15 protein-coding genes are annotated in these 21,017 nt (G+C 60.5%); 10 read left to right on the top strand and 5 right to left on the bottom strand.

The window, feature by feature from the left end:
* Window positions 1–163: 163 nt before the first annotated feature.
* Complete coding sequence (locus OZ411_RS31655; protein ID WP_282531101.1) at window positions 164–1,363, top strand: adenylate/guanylate cyclase domain-containing protein; 1,200 nt, start codon at window positions 164–166, stop codon at window positions 1,361–1,363.
* Window positions 1,364–1,572: 209 nt separating this feature from the next.
* Window positions 1,573–2,280 (top strand): ABC transporter substrate-binding protein, encoded by a 708-nt coding sequence (locus OZ411_RS31650; protein WP_282531100.1) that lies wholly within the window; start codon window positions 1,573–1,575, stop codon window positions 2,278–2,280.
* A gap of 81 nt (window positions 2,281–2,361) precedes the next feature.
* On the opposite strand, the gene OZ411_RS31645 is transcribed toward OZ411_RS31650, so the two are convergent.
* Window positions 2,362–2,904: an AAA family ATPase gene (locus OZ411_RS31645; protein ID WP_282531099.1), complete on the bottom strand. Its 543-nt coding sequence runs from the start codon at window positions 2,902–2,904 to the stop codon at window positions 2,362–2,364.
* Between the two features lie 555 nt (window positions 2,905–3,459).
* Here OZ411_RS31645 and OZ411_RS31640 point away from each other — a divergent pair.
* From OZ411_RS31640 to OZ411_RS31630, 3 genes are all read left to right on the top strand, one after another.
* On the top strand, window positions 3,460–3,636 hold the full coding sequence (locus OZ411_RS31640; RefSeq protein ID WP_165421322.1) for a hypothetical protein: 177 nt from the start codon (window positions 3,460–3,462) through the stop codon (window positions 3,634–3,636).
* 293 nt (window positions 3,637–3,929) lie between these two features.
* Window positions 3,930–4,172 carry a hypothetical protein gene (locus tag OZ411_RS31635; protein ID WP_130581274.1) on the top strand — a complete coding sequence of 81 codons (243 nt, stop codon included), beginning with the start codon at window positions 3,930–3,932 and terminating at the stop codon, window positions 4,170–4,172.
* A 150-nt stretch (window positions 4,173–4,322) separates the two neighbouring features.
* Complete coding sequence (locus OZ411_RS31630) at window positions 4,323–9,953, top strand: DUF4082 domain-containing protein (protein WP_282531098.1); 5,631 nt, start codon at window positions 4,323–4,325, stop codon at window positions 9,951–9,953.
* A 9-nt stretch (window positions 9,954–9,962) separates the two neighbouring features.
* Here OZ411_RS31630 and OZ411_RS31625 read toward each other — a convergent pair whose 3' ends face one another.
* The gene (locus tag OZ411_RS31625) at window positions 9,963–11,276 is read right to left on the bottom strand and encodes a DUF5107 domain-containing protein (RefSeq protein ID WP_282531097.1); all 1,314 of its coding nucleotides are present in this window, start codon (window positions 11,274–11,276) and stop codon (window positions 9,963–9,965) included.
* A 564-nt stretch (window positions 11,277–11,840) separates the two neighbouring features.
* A complete protein-coding gene (locus OZ411_RS31620; protein WP_282531096.1) occupies window positions 11,841–12,017 on the bottom strand; it encodes a hypothetical protein in 177 nt (58 codons plus the stop codon).
* A 351-nt stretch (window positions 12,018–12,368) separates the two neighbouring features.
* Here OZ411_RS31620 and OZ411_RS31615 point away from each other — a divergent pair, with 351 nt between their 5' ends.
* The 3 genes from OZ411_RS31615 to OZ411_RS31605 all read left to right on the top strand — a co-directional run bounded on the left by OZ411_RS31615 (window position 12,369) and on the right by OZ411_RS31605 (window position 13,370).
* Window positions 12,369–12,569: a hypothetical protein gene (locus tag OZ411_RS31615; RefSeq protein WP_130580649.1), complete on the top strand. Its 201-nt coding sequence runs from the start codon at window positions 12,369–12,371 to the stop codon at window positions 12,567–12,569.
* 45 nt (window positions 12,570–12,614) lie between these two features.
* Window positions 12,615–12,824: a PRC-barrel domain-containing protein gene (locus OZ411_RS31610; RefSeq protein ID WP_130580648.1), complete on the top strand. Its 210-nt coding sequence runs from the start codon at window positions 12,615–12,617 to the stop codon at window positions 12,822–12,824.
* Window positions 12,825–13,115: 291 nt separating this feature from the next.
* Window positions 13,116–13,370, top strand: coding sequence for a hypothetical protein (locus tag OZ411_RS31605; RefSeq protein ID WP_282531095.1), 255 nt, complete (start codon window positions 13,116–13,118; stop codon window positions 13,368–13,370).
* Here the strand turns inward: OZ411_RS31605 and OZ411_RS31600 are convergent.
* Window positions 13,367–16,702, bottom strand: a complete 3,336-nt coding sequence (locus tag OZ411_RS31600) for an adenylate/guanylate cyclase domain-containing protein (protein ID WP_282531094.1) — start codon at window positions 16,700–16,702, stop codon at window positions 13,367–13,369. The two genes, OZ411_RS31605 and OZ411_RS31600, sit on opposite strands and share 4 nt — an antisense overlap.
* A gap of 512 nt (window positions 16,703–17,214) precedes the next feature.
* Here OZ411_RS31600 and OZ411_RS31595 point away from each other — a divergent pair.
* The gene (locus OZ411_RS31595; RefSeq protein ID WP_282531093.1) at window positions 17,215–17,880 is read left to right on the top strand and encodes a DNA alkylation repair protein; all 666 of its coding nucleotides are present in this window, start codon (window positions 17,215–17,217) and stop codon (window positions 17,878–17,880) included.
* A 47-nt stretch (window positions 17,881–17,927) separates the two neighbouring features.
* On the opposite strand, the gene OZ411_RS31590 is transcribed toward OZ411_RS31595, so the two are convergent.
* Complete coding sequence (locus OZ411_RS31590; protein WP_130580645.1) at window positions 17,928–18,770, bottom strand: alpha/beta hydrolase; 843 nt, start codon at window positions 18,768–18,770, stop codon at window positions 17,928–17,930.
* 300 nt (window positions 18,771–19,070) lie between these two features.
* Here OZ411_RS31590 and OZ411_RS31585 point away from each other — a divergent pair, with 300 nt between their 5' ends.
* A complete protein-coding gene (locus tag OZ411_RS31585) occupies window positions 19,071–20,684 on the top strand; it encodes a B12-binding domain-containing radical SAM protein (protein ID WP_130580644.1) in 1,614 nt (537 codons plus the stop codon).
* Window positions 20,685–21,017 lie beyond the last annotated feature (333 nt).

The following is a 21,017-nucleotide window of genomic DNA, read 5'->3' as shown; positions in this document are numbered from 1 at the left end:
CCGGCGGTGGGCGCTACCCCTGCGGCCTCCCGCGCCGGGCAGGCGGCAACCCCCCAACAACCCGACGCGCGCAAGCAAATTGCGGCGGGCTTCGTTGACGCCGTCGGGCGGGGATACGACATATCCTGTACCGTCGATCCAGGTCACCACCGAGGAACAAGCTATGAACCCGCCGCCAAACATCGATCCCGGCACCGTGTATTCCGACAACGACGTTGTGCACTGGCTGACCAACGACACGCGCGATGAGCGCTTCATCGACAATATTTTCGCCGAGATGTGTATTCGCCTTCAGCGAGCGGGCATTCCTGTCAAGCGGGCGTCGCTTCACATCCTGATCCACCATCCTCAATGGCTCGGCGCCCGGATGATGTGGGTCGATGGAATGCGCGAGGCCGAGATTCAGAGAGTCGACTACGATGTCGTGGGGCGATCCGAATACATCGGCAGTCCAGCAAACGAAATTCGCGATGGTGCCACCGAGGTGCGCGAAAACCTCGCACGCGATGCCTCGCTGGGCCGTAAGCATGCCATCTATGACGAGATGCGGGCCAAAGGCTTGACCGACTATGTGGCTTGGCCGCTGTATCATACGCTCGGCAAACGGCATATCGTGACCTTTGCAACCGACCGGATCGGAGGTTTCGACGACGCGCATATCGCCAGCCTGCTAAAACTGTTGCCGATCCTGGCGCTGGTCAGCGAAATCCGTATCAAGAACCGGCTGGCGCGAACGCTGCTCGAAACCTATGTCGGGTCGCATGCCGGCGAATTGATTCTGGCCGGCGCCACCAGGCGCGGCAGCGGGACGACGGTACGCGCCGCCATCATGATCTGCGATCTGCGTGATTTCACCAGGATCTCCGATAACTGGCCGCGCGATGACGTCATCGATCTTCTGAACGGCTATTTTGACGCGATGTCGGAGCCGATCGCGCGACATGGCGGGGAAATACTGAAATTCATCGGCGACGGTCTGCTCGCCATCTTTCCGCTCAGCCAGCCGTCGGCCTGCGCAAATCTGTTGCGCGCCGTGGCCGAAGCCCGTCAGGCCGTGATTGCCCTGAACGAAAAGAATGGCGAAACCGGTCGTGAGCCGCTGAATTACGGTATCGGCGTCCATGTCGGCGACGTCATGTACGGCAATATCGGGTCGCGCACACGCCTCGACTTCACCGTTATCGGTCCCGCGGTTAACATGGCTTCGCGTCTCGAAACCCTGACCAAACAATTGGGTAGAAAGGTGCTGCTGTCCCGCGCGTTCGCCGACTTCGTCAAAAGCGATTTCGATCTCGAACGCGTCGGCGAATATCCGGTGCGAGGCTTCAGCGAGCCAATCGAGCTGTTTGCCTATCATGGCTGAATGCGGAGCTATCGCCGGGTGCGAGCCGCTCCGCCTGCGTCGCGAAGTTTGCCAGATTAGCGCTGCCTTGTTAACGTTCAGTCGGCTGTGATAGCCTCAAGGGTTCAAAGCAATAAGCCCCGGGAAAATCCTCTGAGACGCCGCAGGATTTCAACGTCCTCGGTAGGGCGGCTGCAGCATCTCAGTTTGGCGTATCAAAGGTCATAGCCGTGCCAACCTTGAGAGTGGGGGCAGCGCTTCCCGATCCGCCATTCGAGTTCTTGACGAGCGATGGCCCGGCGGGATTTGACATCGCGCTGGTGCAACGCATCGCCGGGATGCTCGGCCGCCAATGGCGGCTGGTCCCGTACACGGGCTCCGATTTCAACGGCATCTTCGCCGGTCTGGATGCCGGCAGTTACGACTGCGTCGCCTCTGGCACCACCATCACGCCGGGCCGGGAGGCAAAGGCCGATTTCTGCAGGCCCTATGCGATCTCAGGCCAATCACTTGTCGTCGATGTCATCCGCAATCCGAACGTACATGGCATCGCCGATCTCAAAGGTCTGGTCGTCGGGGTGCAGCAGGGCAACACCAGCCAGCCAGTTGCTGAAAAACTGGTTGCGGAGAAACGTGCTGCGCGGGTGCGCGTCTATGCTTATCACGAGATCGAGAAAGCGCTCGACGATCTGACAAGCGGAGGCTGTGACGCCTTCATGAAACTCGCACCTGTCACGGCTTGGCTCGTGCGCGGCCGGCCGAGGCTTGGGGTCGTCGAGACCGGCATCACTGTGGAGCGCCTTGGCATCTGTGTCCGCAAAGGAGACATCGCGCTGCGCGATGCAATTAGCGGTGCGCAGGCCGCGCTTGCAGCCGACGGCACGTTGGCCATGCTGGTCAAACAGTGGCTCGGAGCCGGGGCCACGCTGCCATCGTGAACATCGCCGCATGCTCCCGCTGGCCGAGGAAGAGGACACGTGTCGGTGGGCGGACTCGATGCGTATGGCTCAACAGGAGCGTCAGCACTCGAGTGAGGTTAGAATCCAGTCGGCTCGCTCGCCGACGTTCAGTTTCGGCAGCACGCGGATGTCGTAGCCCAGGGACGGATAGACGCTGATCAATCGTTCGTATTCCGCAACGGCCTCAGCGAGACTGTGCCGTCGTGCCCGGTCTGTCGCGTAGATCTCGGGCCAGGGCGGCGTGATGAACACGCGTTTGTTGTAACGATGAACCAGACCGAGACTCTGAAGGACCGGCTCCCCCGTCAGGTGCTGGAGCGCAGCGCAAGCATCGATCAAGCCTCGATCAAAAAAAATCCAGCGGGCGCCGGCTTCAGCCGTGACTTCAGCCTTGGCCCGATCGGCGAGTGACACCTCTATCGCGCGCCGGGCAAAGGCAACCGCATCCACCCACGGCAGCGCTCTCCCACCGCAATTGAGTTCCTCGGCCACCACCCGCCGGCCCGGCTCGTCGACCGTAGCGAAACCACGTTGTCGAAGCTCTGCCAGCAGGGTCGATTTGCCACCGCCGGAGCAGCCTGAAATTGATACGAAGTTTTCCATCTAACCGGTTGCTTTCAAGTCGCCCGTGCTTCATGCGTTAGAGCATGATCCGGAAAAGTGGAGACCGGTTTTCCGAAAAAGATCATGCTCGTGAATATCGCTTTTGGCTCAAGAGTGGAGGGGGAGCCGAGTGGAGGGCCCGACGTCCGGCTTATTTGCTTGAAGTAGGGCAGCGGCTTCACGCTCAGCATGCTGCCGGCGAAGGCGAGGGGCATACCACCGATGACGAGTCCGGCAACCGCACTCCAGCCATCAGCTAGGTTGCGCTAATCGACTGTCCTCCAGCACATGTGCAGCATAGGCGTCATGAACGTTGCGATCCACTGGAACTGGTGAGCTAGTTCACAATGCCCGAGATCATTGAGTGTTAGATAGGTTTCATGCGGAGTCTGACCATGCGTGCCATCATCGTATTTGCTGTTCTTTTCGTGATCGTGGCTGCAACGCACCACGGTGCTTATCGACCGTATCCAACTGCTCCAATGCCTGCAGTCAATGTTCCTTGACCGGATTAGCCTGGGTTCGTAAAACATGGGCTCTTGAAGAGGAGTTGTAATGGCGAAGAAAAAGAAAGCCACGCGGGTGTTATGGTCGAAGGACGACCTGAAGACGCTCAAGACCATGGCGAAAGAGAAGCGTGGTCGAGACAAAATCGCAAAGTCTCTCAAGAGGTCGCCCGCAGCGGTGACCGTGAAAGCATCGGCCCTCGGCATTTCACTGAGCACCAAGTAGCTTGACATCCCTGCTTGCGAGGCTCGCGATGGGGAATGCGTAGGCCGATTCCGTCTCCGCGCGGCTCGGCCCATATCTTAGATAGATAGCTTCATCGCGTCGATGCAAGGCGTTCGCGTCAGCGCGCATCCGCCTTGCCTTGCAATGCATGTGTCGTTTCGATAGCGACCAGCTCGATCTGAATTCGGCATGCGAAACCCGTCACGCGTGACGGCGTTGTCTCGCGCGTCGAGCGGATCGGCCGGCATCGAACTGATTAGTCCAAAAGACGCACTGGTTCGCGCAGCGATGAGTTGCGCGACCATGCAGCGCATGCCGCCAGGCAGGCGGCGCTATGCAATTCGCATGCGGGCGCCTTGCCTGCTCCATTCAAGCGCAAATTGAATATCCCCCGATTTGAAATTTATTTATGCCGCGAAGAGACGTTCGGCCGGATTCAACTCATTAGAAAATCACGACTATCCACGTTTGGTTTGACGAAGATCGACATCTGGTTGTTCAGCAAAGGGCTGGGGTGCGACACAACAGCAAATTGAATTAAATCACGACTAATATTTAATTTGCGAAAATTAAACATTTTCAGACGGTGTCATAGCATGAGGCAGTTATACGAAGAGTCCGGTTTGGGCCGCATGGCTCTCGGAGTGCAGACGTGGCCACGCACGCTTCTGCGAAGAAATGTCCGAGTGTCAGCTTCAGACGAAGACGAGTCGCTGTCGCTGCTCGCCGCGCGGAATTTGCAGGAAGGTCTGGGCCTGAGTGCCTCAGGTGCCGCGGCGTCGGCATCCACTGCAACGTCGGACGCCGGATTTGCAGCGTTGACGACCGAAGTCCGGACGCCGACCTCCGCGGCGGCCGAACCAGCGCCGACAAATCCTGTCGTCATCCTTGGTCACGTTCCTTCGACTGCGACCCCGAACATTTTCGGATCTTCCACACCTCCAGCAGTCGCGCAGGTTTGTGGCTGCGGCTACTTCATTGCCCCAACACAATTGCTCGATCAGAGAGCAGCCAATGCGGCGTCGGCGCAGTTGCATGGCAGCCGCGTGTCTGGCGGAGCAGATTTCGTGTTGACCGGCCGCGCCGGGGTCATGGGCGCCTCTACCAGTGTCTCCATGTCCTTGGAGAACGTTGCGCCGCTCGCAAATTGGAATGCACTACCAGGCGGAGGGGCGATCGGAAGTTGGGGCATGCTGCCGGGCGGCGGAGAGACTGGTACCGGCGCGGGGAAGGGTGAAATCGGAATTCTCTCAGGCTCGGTGACGACTGCAGAGCTTTCTCCTGCCGCGCGGCAGTCCAACACAACCGCGTCGCCCAACGTGCTCGCGGCCACCGCGACTTCTACAAATCCAATCGTGCTCGAGAACCAGAAGCTGGGAAACCCGCAAAGCGAATGGGATATCGAGGGTGCTGGCAGCTCGAATATCGAAGGTTTTGCCACCGACATCAGCGTGAATCGTGGCAACCAGATCGATTTCAAGATCAATACGGATTCTTCAAACTACCGGATCGACATCTACCGCCTCGGCTATTATGGCGGCATGGGAGCGCGAAAGGTCGCGACCATCCAGCACACGGGCGTGCAGAACCAGCCGGCGCCGCTGCGTGACGACATGACCGGCCTTGTCGATGCCGGCAACTGGTCCGTTTCGGCTTCCTGGGATGTTCCGGAAGATGCCGTGTCGGGCGTCTATATCGCAAAGCTCGTACGCGAGGACGGCGTTGAAGGCGCCAATCACATCCCGTTCATCGTCAGGGATGACAGCAGCACGAGCGATGTCGTCTTTCAGACCTCCGACACGACCTGGCAGGCCTATAACGGCTGGGGCGGCGCGAATTTCTATGGCGGCAACGGCCCTGCCACAGGTCAGGGTGCCGGACGCGCCTACGCGGTGAGCTACAATCGGCCGATTGCCACCCGCGGCAGCGTTGGAAGCTTTGCAGGTCCGCAGGACTATCTGTTCGGCGCTGAATACGCGGCGATCTACTGGCTGGAGCAGAACGGCTACGACGTCTCCTACATGTCGGGCATTGACACGGACCGTTACGGCAGTCTGCTCCTCAATCACAAGCTCTATCTCGACGCGGGTCACGACGAGTACTGGTCCGGGCAACAGCGCGTCAATGTCGAGGCGGCCCGCGATGCCGGCGTGAATCTGGCGTTCTGGAGCGGCAACGAGATGTATTGGCGCACGCGCTGGGGCAACAGCATCAGCAGCGACGCCACGGCCTACCGCACCTTGATCTCCTACAAGGAGACCTGGTCGCCAGACGCGTCGATCGATCCAAGCGAGCAGTGGACCGGAACGTTCCGTGATCCCCGTCTCAGCCCGCCGGCGCTCGGTGGAGGGATTCCGGAAAATGCCTTGATCGGACAGATGTTCCAGGTCGATGATGTCGGCCAAGGCAGCGGCCTCCAGGCAATCACAATTCCCTACGACGACGCCAATCTGCGCTTCTGGCGCAATACCAGCGTTGCGGCGCTTCAGCCCGAGCAGACGGCGACGCTGACCAGGAACTATCTCGGCTATGAGTGGGACGAAGCGGTCGACAATGGATTCGATCCCGCCGGCCTCGTCCGGCTCTCCTCGACGACAGTCCCGGTTACCTCCTATCTCCTTGACTACGGCAACACGACCGGAAGCGCCATCTCGACCCATAACCTGACGCTCTATCGCGCGGCGAGTCGCGCATTGGTCTTCGCCGCCGGAACGGTCTACTGGGCCTGGGGTCTGAGCGACAATCACGACCTGACGCCAACGCCCACCGACGTGCGCGTGCAACAGTCGATGGTCAACCTGCTCGCCGATATGGGTATTCAGCCGGGAACGCTGCAGCCGGACTTGGTCGCCTCCACCGGCTCCACGGACCAGACCGCGCCGACCTCGAGCGTCAACGCGCTGGCAAACATCAGTGCCGGAGACGTGGTCACGATTTTCGGCACGGCATCGGATTTCGGCGGCGGCGTGATCGCCGGCGTGGAAGTATCGACGGACGGCGGCTTGAGCTGGCATCCGGCGATTGGTGACGAGACATGGTCCTATAGCTGGTCTCCGCAGGTCGCCGGGACCTACACCATCATGTCGCGCGCGGTGGACGACAGCATCAATCTCGAAACGCCTTCCGTGGGTCGCACGGTGACCGTCGCGGCTCCGACTTACATCTCGCTCTTTCCGGGCTCGGCCACCCCCGATACCGTCAACACCACGGATGCAAGCGCCGTCGAACTGGGCGTGAGATTCCAGACGTCGGTTGCCGGCACCGTAAGCGGCATCCGCTTCTACAAGGGCAGCCAGGATATCGGCACCCATACCGGCCAGCTCTGGAGCAGCACCGGCACCTTGCTGGCAACCGCCACATTCACAAACGAAACCGCAAGCGGCTGGCAGAGCGTGACCTTCTCCAACCCGATTTCGCTGACGCCTGGAGCCACCTACATCGCCTCCTATCACACGAGCGTGGGCCATTACTCCTCCAGCGTGAACTACTTCTTGAGCAATGTGACGAGCGGTCCGCTGACCGCTCTCGCCAGTGGCAATGGCGTCTATGCCTACAGCAGCAATATCGCGTTCCCGACAAGCACGTTCGCGGCGACGAATTTCTGGGTTGACGTCATGTTCAATCCTTCTGCCGCCAACAGCGCGCCCATAGCCGCCAACGACGACGGACCGATTGCGACACGCGATCTGGCCCTGACGATCGCGGCGTCGTCCCTGACCGGGAACGACAGTGATCCCGATGGGGATGCGGTCAGCGTCATCGCCGTGAGTGCGGCAACGCACGGCACGGTCGTGCTCAACACGCAGCCCAATCCGCAGAACAACACCATCACCTTTACGCCCGATGCCGGCTACACCGGTCCGGCGAGCTTCACCTACACGATCTCAGATGGGCGCGGCGGCACGGCATCGGCCACTGTCAGCTTCACCGTGGTACCGCCAGGAGCGGCTCCCGTCAGCCTGTTCAGCGCGTCAAGCACGCCGGCTCTGACCGACCTCAATGACGGATCCCAGATCGAAGTCGGGATGAAGTTCACGTCCTCGGTCGCCGGGCAGATCACGGCGCTCAGATTCTATCGCAGCGCGAGCGACACCGGCATCAACACCCTCGATCTCTGGTCGTCGACAGGCACTCGCCTCGCCACCGCCACCTTCACCAATACGTCAGCCAGCGGTTGGCAGACCGTCATGCTGCCGTCAGCGGTTTCGATCGACGCCAACACCACCTATGTCGCGTCCTATCACACCACCGGCGCCTATGTGGCGACCAACAACTACTTCACCACGGCCATCACAAACGGCCCGTTGACCGCGCTTTCCAGCCTTGCCGCCGGCGGCAATGGTGTCTACTCCTATGGCGGCACCAGCACGTCCGGCATCTTCCCGACCAGTTCCTATAACGCCGCCAACTATTGGGTCGATGTCGTGTTTGCGCCGTCCGGCGGCGCCAGCAATCAGCCGCCGGTTGCCAACAACGACAGCGGCTACAACACCACGCAGAACACGGCGCTGACGATTGCGGCGGCGGCGCTGCTTGCCAACGATACCGATCCGGACGGCGGCACACTGGCAATCACGGGCGCGAGCGGCGCCGTCAACGGCACGGTCAGCTTCAACAGCCAGACCAATACGATCACCTTCACGCCGACCGCCGGCTATACCGGACCCGCGTCCTTCAGCTACGAGATCGCCGACGGACAGGGCGGCACGGCCACTGCAACGGTCAGTCTGACGGTGAATCAGGCAGCCAACCAGCCGCCGGTTGCGAACAACGACAGCGGCTACGACGCCGCGCTGAATACGGCTCTGACCATTGCCGCGTCAGCCCTGCTTGCCAATGATACTGATCCGAATGGCGATCCGCTGACCATCACCGGTGTGAGCGGCGCCGTCAACGGTACCGTCAGCTTCAACGCCCAGACCAATGTGATCACCTTCACGCCGAACGCCGGCTACACCGGCGCTGCGTCCTTCAGCTACGCCATCTCAGATGGGCGCGGCGGCACCGCGACTGCAACAGCCAATTTGACAGTGATCCCGCCGTCGGTGAGCTTGTTCTCAGGCTCCGACACGCCGGCGATTCTCTCGGATTCCGACCCGGCCCCGGTCAATCTGGGGATGCGGTTCACGTCCTCTGCGTCCGGCACCATCAACGGCATCAAATACTACAAGAGCGCCGGTGACACCGGCACCCACACAGGTTCGTTGTGGAGCAGCACCGGCACGCTGCTGGCGACCGCCACATTCACCAACGAGACCAGCAGTGGATGGCAGACGGTGACCTTCAGCAATCCTGTCTCGATCACCGCCGGCACGACTTACGTGGCAAGCTTCCACAGCAACGGCCGCTACGCGTCGACCAGCAACTACTTCACCACGTCGCGCGTCAACGGCCCGCTCACCGCATCCGGCGGCAACAACGGTGTCTATACCTACGGCACTGACAACCTGTTCCCGACCAGCACCTTCGGTGCGACTAACTACTGGGTGGACGTGCTGTTCAGCCCGGTGGGCGGCGCTGCCAACCAGACGCCGGTCGCGGCAAACGACTCCGGCTTCAGCGCCACTCAAAACTCGCCGATCTCGATTGCAGCCTCCGCGTTGCTTGCCAACGACACCGATCCGGATGGCGATACCCTGACGATCACGGGCGTCAGCAACGGCGTCAACGGCACCGCAAGCTTCGACGCTCAGACCAACACCATCACCTTCACACCTAACTCCGGCTATACGGGACCGGCGTCATTCAGTTACGCCGTCTCCGACGGCCAGGGCGGGACGGCGAGCGCATCCGCCTCCCTGACCGTCAACGCAGCATCCGCGAGCATCACAAGCCTGTTCGGCTCCGATCCGACACCGAGCGTGGTGTCAGTCAATGATCCGCAATCGGTGGAGCTCGGGTTCAAATTCCAGTCGTCCAGCGCCGGTGACATCACCGGGCTGCGCTTCTACAAGGGCCCATCGAACACCGGCACCCATACTGCGAATCTCTGGAGCAGCACCGGCACCCTGCTGGCCACCGCCACCTTCACCAGCGAGACGGCCAGCGGCTGGCAGCAAGTCAACTTCGCTGCGCCGGTCACTATCACTGCAGGGACGACGTATGTTGCGTCCTATCACACCCCGGGAAACTACTCCGCCGATCCCAACCTGTTCAGCTCGGCGGTCAGCAACGGGCCGCTGACTGCACCATCATCGGCTTCGATCGGAGGCAATGGAGTGTATGCGTATGGATCGGGCAGCCTGTTCCCGACCAACACCTACAACGCGACGAGTTACGGCGTCGACGTGCTGTTCCGTCCACAACTCGCGGCATGAGGAAAGGAGTCAATTCATTGTCGTCTCGGCGGCGATCAGTTCTTTTCCATCCGTGGTCCTGATCGTCAGCTTCACCTGGCCGCCGCTGCTGCCGTCAAGAATCGTTGCCGAAATGCGATTTCCATTTTTCGGATCGGCTTTCACGATGTCGTCGAACAGTGCCGCGTCGCCGCGTTTCAACGTTACGCGCAACGGGGTGGCCGGTTCGATACTGAAGAACTGAAGAGTTGCGCCAGACGCCTTGGCCGAGAGATTGATCAGGATATTCTCATTTGCATGCGTCACGTTGCTCATGCCGACAGTCGGACTGTAGGTCTCCGGGATCGAGACCTCACCCAGCGCGGGAAAGTCAGCGCTATGGAAAAATTGGTCTGACACGCCCGCCCATAATTCGACGTAGGGTCGCCACTCATTCGGCTCCTTGCGGGGATCGGTTTCGCTGGTGAACGCGTGAAATCCCCACGTCCACATTTTCAAGCCCGGCGTCAGCGTGTTGTCCGCGATGCGGATAATTCCCTCTTCGTTGTCATGGTTGATCACGCCCCAGAAATTCCCGCCCTGCATATCGGGTGCCGCGTAGGCGATGCCCATCGTCGGCCAGTTCTTGAAGAAGCGCAGGTTTTCGAAGCGCCGCGTGCCCATGCCCGCGCTCTCGTCGCCGTCTGCCAGATTGGCCGACCAGGCGGGCGTGCTGTAAGTTCGGATCGGCGCGATGATTTCGGCGCCGGCGGTCGTTTTGGGGCTTTTCGGCTCCGATCCCGGAGCGAGCGTCGTGCATGTCCAGTACTCGTACTGGATCGCCTTGTCGTGCGGATTCTTCAACACCATGCTCGCATCGAGTGCGGCCCGGTCGGCCTTGAGCGTGACATAATAGGTCGCCTCGATCCCGGTCGAACTCCTGAATTTATCAGGCCGCGCGGAATAATCGAAATTGTCTTTAAGCGACATCGCGACCGTCACTTCGTCGGCGCTCTCCTTCACCACCTCGAAAGCCCACGGCTTCAGCCACGTTTTGCCGTGCTCGGGATCCGGGAATGTAGGGAAGATGCCGCCGTATACCATCAGCCAGTCGTAGTAGAAATTTCCGGCCTTGATCCCGTAGGGCACGCCGACATCCGTGCGATAGAGTTGTTCGTGGCCGGTCGGCTTGTAAATGATGGAAAGAATGCGCCCGCCGAATTCGGGCACGAGTGTTACCTTCAGATATCGATTCTCGAGCACGTGAGCCCTGAACGTGCGATCGACGATCGTGTTCTTGTCGAGCGACCCGCTGAGAAATCCGTTCTCCGCATCGGTCGCGTACTTGAGCGTACTCCACGTCATCGCCGTCTCTCTGAGAGACGCGCTGTCTGGCGCCGGCGAAGCTGCACGCACGACGTGAAACGCACAGAGCGCCGAAACTGCTGCTATTCCGAAACAAGCAAGAGCACGCGAGGGAACCCCGACCGGCATCTACGTCGCCTTTGAATGAGCACCAGGCAGAATTCTAGTGCGCGTCGCCTCGAAACGGAACGCCAAAACCGCAATGGGTCAAACGCCGACGATAGGGACTGCGCAAGCTCGTTCCGCTTTAGATCTGAAAGCGGACGCCGACGGCTCGAGTGGCCGGGTCGGCTATGGGCCCAATATCGGAAATACTGGACGCGACGTTGCGGCAGGCAGAAGCAGCGGACCTATTCTCGCGTTCAATCCGACGGACGAGCAACGCGACGTATGGATGCGAGCACCATGGGATGTGAGGCAAAGGCGTTACAGCATTGCTGGACGAGGCGCTAAGTATCGCTGCGCGTGGGCTTCGGCCGTGAATTCGACGAGCCGATCGCTCTGCCGAACGGGTGCGATCCCCCATGACTTTGGCAGCGCCGGCGTTTTGAGTTACGCCAGCCGTCAGCCGCCGGACCGAACCAAGAACGGATCCACGGACTCAGCTAACTGGGTCGCCAATTGGGCGGCGGCAGGCGGGGACTGCTTTTCGGGCGGCAGCGAGCCGACAGAATGGACCGCCAGTCCAGTACCAGCGGCAAAGGCGGCTATCGCAATTGCAACAAAATATTTGATCCTCATGGCGATGTTTCCTCCATCGGCCCCACGGACTAACCGGACATTCTCTGAAATGGTTCCACCGTCCGAACGGCGTCCGATCAGAAGTCAGGGAACGAAAGCTCCGGTCAAGACTTTAGAAGCACGAGACCGTCGCTCGCCGTTAACTACATGGCGCATGTCGCGGGATAGCCAAAGGTTCCTGCTGCGGGGCCCGCTGTTCTAAAAGAAGCGCTCGCGCAGATAGCCAAAAGCGGCGGTCTCCGGTTCCGTTCAAAATTGCCAGCCGCGTTTGCACGCGGGAGAACTGCCGGAGGGGTAGGCGCGCTGGGTCTCCGATGCTGGCGCTTTTTCTTGCCCGAATGAGGCCGCGCTATGCGCAACCGCATTGACATAGACCACGGACACAGCCGAGCAATCGTTCAAGAGATTGGGGAGAGACTGCGCGCATTACTGAAGGAAGAGCCGGAACTACCGGGGCGCCTTAGAACACAAATCGACCGGCTCCGCGAATTGGAAGAGCAGTCGCCATCAATCATTCCCGATGTTGAGCGCTGGGACAAACGTCTGCGTTGAGCCGCCTTGGGACAGCACACCCGGCTCGGCCGAACAGGACGAGCAATGCCATCGGTGAAGCTCCGTGCGTCAAGAATTTTGAGTGAGTATGGTGCGGCGCAATCCGAATTGATCGGCAGCGCCGTCGTCCTTACCGACGGAAAGGCAGGCACGGTCGAGAACGTTTGGCTGGATGAACTGCACGGGCTTCGGATTTCGATCGAAGGTCATGATGGAAGATGGCCGGTCTCAACCATCAAGTTCCCAGAGGACTAGACCGTCGCATCGGCTGCTAACTGCCCAGAGCGCGCGCTCCTTTCAGAGCATTCCAATCAAGATGAAAAAGCCGACCTCGATCAGGAAAGTGATGGACATGATCGTGATCGTAAGGAACACGTCGCTCGCCGAGAGAGGGTCCATGAATGCCTCGCATCTTGCGAAGCCCCGGGAGTAAATCAGTCAGGCTAGAAAATGTTTCGGTTCCAAACGCGGACAAAGCGAGCTGCCGAGCGTCGACCGGCATCGGCGGCCTTAAGGCGAAGTCCGCAAAGGGTCAAAATCGCCGTTTTGACAGCCGGCTATCCGGAGACGCGCGGCGAACGCCCGGCAGATTTGGAGAGGCGGCTCAAATACAACGCCGCCCTGACCAGGGTCGCGATGCAGGATGCCGCCGTTCACCGGCTGCTGGTGGAGGTTCAGCGCCTGCTCAGGTCGCCAAGCGTCCTCCAGGATCCGGCTGTCGACCGGCTCGGTCAGCGTGAGCTAATCCAACTGGCATTCTCTTCCTTTTCCAGAAGCGTTACGAAATGGCAGACTGACTAATGCCTATCCTTGAGCAGCCCTTCGGCTTCTTTGATTTCGGGGAGATCTTGCCACCCCGCGTCGAATTCAGCGAGGACGGGAGCGAGCACTGCGGATACCGCCCCAGGTCGGCCATTTGTGTTGTGCAGGCGCGCAAGTCCAAGTGCGCCGCGTAGCTCGAACGTCCTTGCCTGTTGGTGTCGGGCGATTTCCAGGGCTCTGTTGAAGGCATCTTCGGCACTGGAAAGGTTCGCAGCGTCATGACGCAACAAAAGTTCACCTTGAACGCGATGCAGTTCGGCATCAAGCCAATGCTGGCCGGATTGCTGCGCCCACCCGATCAATTCCCTTAAAGTTTCCAACCCGGCCTCGGGTTGGCCCGCCTCTGCATCCGCCACGGCAACATGCATCCCCCAAAACGGTTCACAGAGATAGCAATCATTCTCGTGCAGCAACGTCCAGCCTCGGCGCATTTCCGTGAGCCCAACCATTCGCTCGCCTGCACGCCACTTTGCCAGGCCGTTCAGATAAGTGCCCGCCGCCACATACAGCGGCATCGTATGGTCGCGCGCCAGACCCAAGGCCAGGATTGTCTCGGTTTGCTCCAGCATGCCCCCGCATAGTCCGTCGAAAACAGCCCGATGAACGAGCGCATTGGCTTGAGCAAGCGCTCGCTTTTCACCTGAACCACTCACCGCTTCTGCAGCGAGCCGGCGCGCGCGATCGATCGCTCCAAGCGGCCAAAGCACCAGGGCAAGAAACCTCATGATAACGAACGGCAGATCGAGCGCGGAGGCCCTGAACGTCGCGGGATCCGGCTCGGCACCATAGATCGCGAGTGCCTGTTCGAGATGCATTCTTGCGTTCAAGTACTCGCCGGCGAACCAGCAGGTCACCCCACTGGTCCAGTGTGCGACAATGGCGGCTATCGGCGATTCCGGCCGTCGGTCGGCGGCACCAATGATCGCATCCGCCAACTCCCGCATCGGCGCGATCTCGCCGTGAGTGAGGCACGCATTGAACAAGCCCGAATGGATCGGCGCGAGTTCAACCGGATCATTGGTGTCGGCCGCGAACTGTCGGGCGCGCGTCCATGCGGCCACCGTCTCGGGAGCACTGTGCCCGAGGCTGCCTCGTAACGCACGGCCATATGCGATTTGAAGATGGAGCCTGCTCATCATCCGATCAGGCTCAGCAGGCAGTTCATCGGCAATGGCAACGGCCTTGCCGAGATGTGCAATCGCCTCGGAATAGGCCGAGCGTTTCAACGCCTGCTGGCCGGCCTTGCGCCACCACTCAAGGGCTGCCCCGCTCAAGCCCGCTTGGGTAAAGTGATATGCCACGACTTCCGGCTCGGTCTCGGCCATGCTCGGAAACTGATCGCGAAGGACATCGCCAATGTGCTTATGCAGCAGTTGCCGGCGGCTCTTGAGCAGGCTCTCGTAGGCCGCTTCCTGAACGAGTGCATGCTTGAAGCTATAGCTCGCTTCGGGTGGCGTCCCGCGGCGCAACAGCAGTTCGGCCTGTTCGAGCTGCGCCAGCGCGGCGCTCAGCGTCAGCTCATCCCGCCCCGCTACGCATCGCAGCAGCGTGTATGAGAAGTCGCGGCCAATGGCTGCGCCGATCTGGGCAACCTCCTTGACCGGCGCCAGCCGGTCGAGCCGCGCCATGAGCGAGTCGTGCAGCGTCGCGGGAATGGCGAGTGGCGGTAGCGGATTATCGAGGCGATAGCGCCCGGCTTCTTCCACGAGCAGTCCGGACTCCAGCACCATCTTGGTCAATTCCTCGACGAAGAGCGGGATGCCATCCGTCTTGTTGATGATCTGCGTCATCATTTCGCACGGCACCTGTCGACCGACGGCCACCTGCTCGACCAGTGCGCGCGTGTCCTGCCGGTCAAGCCGATCGAGCCGCAGCAGGCTGACATTGGCAAGGCCCGCCCAAGGCGGCTCGAACTCGGGCCGGAATGTCATGAGCACGAGGATTGGCAGTCCCCTGATCCGATCGACCGCGAGGTCGTACAGCTCGAGCGTCGTGGCATCAGCCCAATGCATATCCTCGCAGACAATCAGCACAGGTTGCTGCCGTGCCAAGCCCTCAAGCTGGTCGAGGAGCGCAGCGAATGTCTGTCGCCGCTGCTGTGCTGGGGTCAAGCCGAGCGGCGGATAGCGCTCGCCGGTTGCGATCGAAAGAAGCGCGGCAATAAGCGGCGTCACACTCGCCACCTGCCGCGTTCCGAGCGCCAGCATTGCCTCAAGCTTGTCGAGCGTTTGCGCGGGTGTGTCCTGTGACGTGATGCCGGCTGCCCGCTCGAGCTGAGCGATGAAGGGATGAAGCGCACTGTTGGTATGGTAAGGCGAGCACTGATACCGCACCCGGCGGTGCGACCCCAGCGCGAGGCTCTCGGCCAGCGTTGCCACAAGGCGCGATTTGCCGATTCCGGCCTCACCGGAAATCAACACCACTTGACCCTGGCCCTGCCATGCCAGTTGCTGGCGCGAGAGCACGAATTCGATTTCCGCCTTGCGGCCGACAAAGCCAATCGAGCGCGCCGTGCGCACCGCCTCGAAGCGGCTCTCCGATGCCGCTGCACCTTCGACCGCCCAGACCGCGATGGGATCGGAGATCCCCTTGACCTCGCGGTCGCCGACATTGCGAAAAGTGAAGAGGTCGCCGAGCAGCCGGCGCGTTGAAGCAGAAACCACAACCACCCCCGGCTCCGCCAGGCTCTGGAGCCGGGCAGCGAGGTTCGGTGTATCACCGACCATCGCCTGCTCCTCCGACGCACCCCCGCTGATGAGGTCGCCGACCACCACAAGCCCGGTCGAGATCGCGATCCGCACTTCGACCCGTTCTTCCACGCGCGTTTCGAGCTTTCCCATTGCGGCGATGATATCGAGGCCCGCTCGCACTGCGCGCTCCGCGTCATCCTCGTGTGCGCGGGGATAACCGAAATAGGCGAGGATTCCATCGCCAACGAACCTGGCGATCATGCCGTCATAGGCGGCGATGACCCTCGCGCAGGCAGCCCGGTAGGCCCTGATCACCTCCCACATGTCCTCGGGATCGAGGCGCGCCGAGAGCGCAGTCGAGCCTACCAGGTCGCAGAACATAACGGTGAGATGGCGTCTCTCGGCGTCGTGCCGATGCGCCGAGCCGGTGATGAGTTCGGCTTGATCGAGTTCGGCGACCGCACGGAGCATTTTACGGCGATGGCCGAGCAGCACTCCGAGCCTGTCGAAGTCCTCATCTTTCAGTTCGGGAAGGATGCCAATATCGATCCCGTTCTCGGCAAAACGCTTCGCGTATTGCCCAAGCCCAAGCTTATCGAGCCAGTCCGCAATCTGCTGCATTGGGCACCACCCACCCTCTGGTTGGCGGCTAGCCGAACTGAATTACCATGCTCCGACCACGATCTGCCTGCCGACCGATCCCCTCAAGTCTGATAGCCCGGCCGGTCTGAAACGAAATGTGAGGCCGCTGACAATAGGACCGAATTTTCTCCTGCCGAGGTAGAAAGAAAAACCGCCAGCGCGCCCCGGGTGAGGGAGGAGGCCGGGCAGCAGGCACAATCATCTGTTGGTACGTCTCTGCCTATTGGCTAAAGGTTCATGAGCGCAGGTGGGCTGAATGGGCGAACCTGAAGCGGTTATGCGCAGCATCGCTGCGACCTGTCGAGAATCGGAGGGAACCTCCAACCAAGTCTGTCCGAAACTGCGCTCTCGTCGACTGTAGAGCGGGTATTTCGAGGGTGGTTCGCGGCTCTCTGGTCGTCGGCGACCACAACCTGTTATATAGGTCTACGTCCGATATATAGGTCTACGTCCGAGAATTACTTATGCTTAGGCGATCATGGAGGAACTGCATGTCCGCAGCTACCGACGTCATGGCCGAACTGGCCTTGCTGGAAGATCCAAAGCTGCGCGCAACCAATGAAGAACGCGGCGACGATCATGGCGTCAATCTGTCTGCAGTGCGTGCGGTCGCCAAGCGCGTGAAGACCCAGCATGAGCTGGCAAAAGAGCTCTGGGCCACCGGTGACACGGCTGCACGGCTGCTGGCGACCCTGATCGCCAGGCCAAAAGCCTTCTCCGCCGATGAGCTCGACGCGATGATCCACGACATTGGCGCGCCAAAGCTCCTGGACTGGTTTATCACCAACATCGTCAAGCCTGGGAAGCATGCTGAAGAGCTGCGTCTACGCTGGAAGGACGGCACGGATCTGGTCGGACGGGCCGGCTGGAGCTTAACGACTGATCGCGTGATCAAGCGTGCTGATGGGTTGGACTTGGGCGGCCTGCTGGACCAAATCGAGATGGAGATGAAGGATGCGCCTGCACCCAAGCAGTGGTCGATGAACCACTGCCTTGCCGAGATTGGCATCCGTCACCGCAGATACCGCCCTCGCGCCATCGGCATTGGCGAAAAGCTTCAGGTTCTCGTCGACTATCCGGCGTCGCCGGGCTGTACGCCGCCTTACGCGCCCGTCTGGATTGCTGAAATGGTGCGTCGCCAAAAGGCGTTGGCCTAGAGGCGTGCCGTACGGCGGCGCTTGCGATCGACTGTCGCTACCGCCGTTCAGGTCTTCGCAATGAAGTCCTCAAGATCATCAAAGAACCGCTGTTCAAACCCCAGCATGCGATGCGGATGATGGCCGCACTGTTTGTATTGGACAACTTCAAGATGGGGATTGGTCGCCAGCAGACTGCCGGCGTGTTCATCCGAAAATGCTCCTCCGAACCGTTCTTCGCCTCGAACGAGCTTTGCTGGGCACAAGAACGGTCGCTCGGTTGATATCGATGACAACGCCTCTTTCAAGCAGTCATCACGAAGACAACGCGGGTCGACGCGCTGTATCGCGGAAGCGTGGCTGAGCAAATGGCGGGCCGATATGTGGTCCTTGACGACACCTCCCAAGCGGTCAGGCCCATTGGAAAGAAACTCGACATAGGTTGTGAACGGCGGAGGCTCCTGCTGCCATTTCGTCAGCCGCAACAGCAAGAGTGAGAACAACTTCGAGAATATCGAGTTGCTCCATTCCTCCAGACGTCCCAGGAACCACGGCGGGTCCTCAAGGAATACGGCCCGAATGTTCGGATTGGTTTGGCTGAGCACACCGGCCACGCACGCGCCCAGCGAATGCCCAACGACGATTGCCGGACGGCCTATCGCCGCCAGAGCAGTCTCGGCATCGGAGATGTAACCCGCAAGGTCATAGTTCGGCGCGCGATCGGAGTGGCCGTGACCACGAAAATCGAGCGTCCAAACGCAATATCGATCGATCAATCGTTGCCTGGTTTCGTCCCACGTATCACGACTTACGCTTGCCCCATGCAGGAACAAGACAGGCACCGCATCCATCGGGCCATCGACTGATGCGGCAAGTCGTACATTGCCGTTCGCCAAGGTAAGGTCGGTCATGCATTATGCTCCGCGAAGCGGACCGTGGACGGCAGATTGCCGCAGGAGAGTGCGAGTTCCAAAATTGAGTCTCAAGAGCTGCTGTATCACTCCTGCGCGAACACAAAAATCGCTCAATTGCGTGCCATTTCTGCCACGTCCTTGGAAAAAGGATCGTAGCAGTTGCTGGCTCCGGAGCCGGTTGTTGCACCCGTAAGAATCATCAGCTTAGCTCCAGTACGCCCTTGCCGGGGCTAGGTTCGTCTCGTAAGGGGATGGGCCGAGACATGGGCCATCTTAGGACACGCCATCTTAGGAAACATGGACACGCCGCGTACGTGCAACGTGCTTATGCTCTATCCGCGCTTCGCCGCGGACTCGTTCTGGAGCTTTGGCGAATCCTGCAAGTTGATGGGCGTTCGCCGCCCCGCGGCTCCCCTCGGCCTGATTTCCGTCGCCGCGATGTTACCGGGCCACTGGACGGTGCGCCTGGTCGACTGCAATACGGCGTCGCTCTCGGACGATGATCTTGCCTGGGCTGACGTCGTCTTCACCGGCGGAATGTTGCCGCAACAGGCTGACACGCTGCGGCTGATCGAGCTTTGTCGCTCACAGGGCAAGCCGGTGGCTGTCGGTGGCCCCGACCCGACCTCCAGTCCGCACATCTATGCCGCAGCCGACTTTCAGGTGCTCGGTGAGGCCGAGGGTGTTATTGGCGAGTTCATTGCGGCTTGGGAGAGCGGCGCCCGATCGGGCGTGTTCACAGCGCCCAAGTTCCAGGCCGACGTCACCAAGACGCCAGTGCCGCGTTTCGACCTGCTCAACTTTGAAGACTATCTCTATCTCGGTGTGCAGTATTCGCGCGGCTGCCCCTTCACCTGCGAGTTTTGCGATATCATCGAACTTTACGGACGGGTGCCGCGGACCAAGACCACCCCGCAGATGCTCGCCGAGCTCGATGCGCTCTACGAGATGGGATATCGCGGCCATCTCGACTTCGTCGACGATAACTTCATCGGCAACAAGAAGTCGCTCAAGCTGTTTCTTCCGGAACTCGCCGCCTGGCAACGCGCGCACGATTATCCGTTCGAGTTTTCGACGGAAGCCTCGATCAATCTGGCCGATGATCGGGAACTCCTGGAGATGATGGCCGCGGCCAACTTCTTCGGCATTTTCGTCGGCATCGAAAGTCCGGACCCGGCGACCCTGGCCGCGACCAAGAAGAAGCAGAACACCCGGCGCGATATCGCGGAGAGCATTCACAGGATATACGGCGCCGGGATGCTCGTCACGGCGGGCTTCATCGTGGGCTTCGACAGCGAGAAAGTCTCGATCGCGGGCGCCATGGTCGACTTCATCGAGGAGGCAGCCATCCCCGTCTGCATGGTTGGCCTGCTCTATGCCTTGCCAAACACGCAGCTCACACGCCGCCTTGCCCGCGAGGGTCGGCTGCACCCCAATCATGATATGGGGCCAACCATCGGCGGCGATCAGTGCACCGACGGCATCAATTTCGATCCGACGCGTCCGATGCGCGACATCCTGATGGACTACAGACAAATTCTGGAGAGCGTCTATCACCCTGCCGCGTATGCGAGCCGTGTCGACCGATTGATGACGATGCTCGACCGTTCGAGGCAACGCCAGGAACTGCCTGTCGGTGACATCCGTGGCAAGGTGCGGGCGCTGGAGACCGTGCATCGCGTCGTCACCGCCATTCCCGAAGCGCACGATCCGTTTTGGCGAACCTTCCTCAACAGCGCCAAGCGAGACTCGTCCTCGGCACGAATCGCGGTAGCCATGATTGCGGCCTACGCGCACCTTGGACCTTTTTCACGCCAGGTCATCAGCGCCATCGATCGTCGTCTGGCCATTCTGGATGGGCCACCCTCAAATTCGACGGCTAACATCGCGATGGCCGAGAACAGAGCCTGACGCCCGCGAGATGCGGCGGACGCAGATCTAACAAGCTGCACAAGGCAAATTGAGTGCTCGACGCCACCCCGAGCTCGCTCCGCTTTACATCTGAAAGCGCAATAAAATTAATCTACATGCATTTTTATCTTGACACAACCAAAACTAGAACGTGTCATTCGAGAATATCGCCTTGCCGACCCGTGTGACCGAATTTGAATGATGGTGATAGCCGGCCCCGCGAGCGCATCGGCCCAACGCTTCTGAAATGGCAACAGGCAGATGCAAAGTTGTTTGATGTTCCGGAGGCCGCTTCGGGTCATAAGCCGGCGGTGGGATTCCACGGAAAGAGGT

The sequence above is a fragment of the Bradyrhizobium sp. Arg237L genome, from assembly GCF_029990105.1.
Taxonomy (GTDB): Bacteria; Pseudomonadota; Alphaproteobacteria; order Rhizobiales; family Xanthobacteraceae; genus Bradyrhizobium.
This window is presented reverse-complemented; position numbering and strand designations above follow the sequence as displayed.

Bases quoted from the DNA above. Each gene is read 5' to 3' on its own strand.
- OZ411_RS31600 (WP_282531094.1), bottom strand. From the start codon at position 16,702: ATGCAGCAGATTGCGGACTGGCTCGATAAGCTTGGGCTTGGGCAATAC.
- OZ411_RS31640 (WP_165421322.1), top strand. From the start codon at position 3,460: ATGGCGAAGAAAAAGAAAGCCACGCGGGTGTTATGGTCGAAGGACGAC.
- OZ411_RS31585 (WP_130580644.1), top strand. From the start codon at position 19,071: ATGGACACGCCGCGTACGTGCAACGTGCTTATGCTCTATCCGCGCTTC.
- OZ411_RS31590 (WP_130580645.1), bottom strand. From the start codon at position 18,770: ATGACCGACCTTACCTTGGCGAACGGCAATGTACGACTTGCCGCATCA.
- OZ411_RS31615 (WP_130580649.1), top strand. From the start codon at position 12,369: ATGCGCAACCGCATTGACATAGACCACGGACACAGCCGAGCAATCGTT.
- OZ411_RS31655 (WP_282531101.1), top strand. From the start codon at position 164: ATGAACCCGCCGCCAAACATCGATCCCGGCACCGTGTATTCCGACAAC.
- OZ411_RS31625 (WP_282531097.1), bottom strand. From the start codon at position 11,276: ATGACGTGGAGTACGCTCAAGTACGCGACCGATGCGGAGAACGGATTT.
- OZ411_RS31595 (WP_282531093.1), top strand. From the start codon at position 17,215: ATGTCCGCAGCTACCGACGTCATGGCCGAACTGGCCTTGCTGGAAGAT.
- OZ411_RS31620 (WP_282531096.1), bottom strand. From the start codon at position 12,017: ATGAGGATCAAATATTTTGTTGCAATTGCGATAGCCGCCTTTGCCGCT.
- OZ411_RS31645 (WP_282531099.1), bottom strand. From the start codon at position 2,904: ATGGAAAACTTCGTATCAATTTCAGGCTGCTCCGGCGGTGGCAAATCG.
- OZ411_RS31610 (WP_130580648.1), top strand. From the start codon at position 12,615: ATGCCATCGGTGAAGCTCCGTGCGTCAAGAATTTTGAGTGAGTATGGT.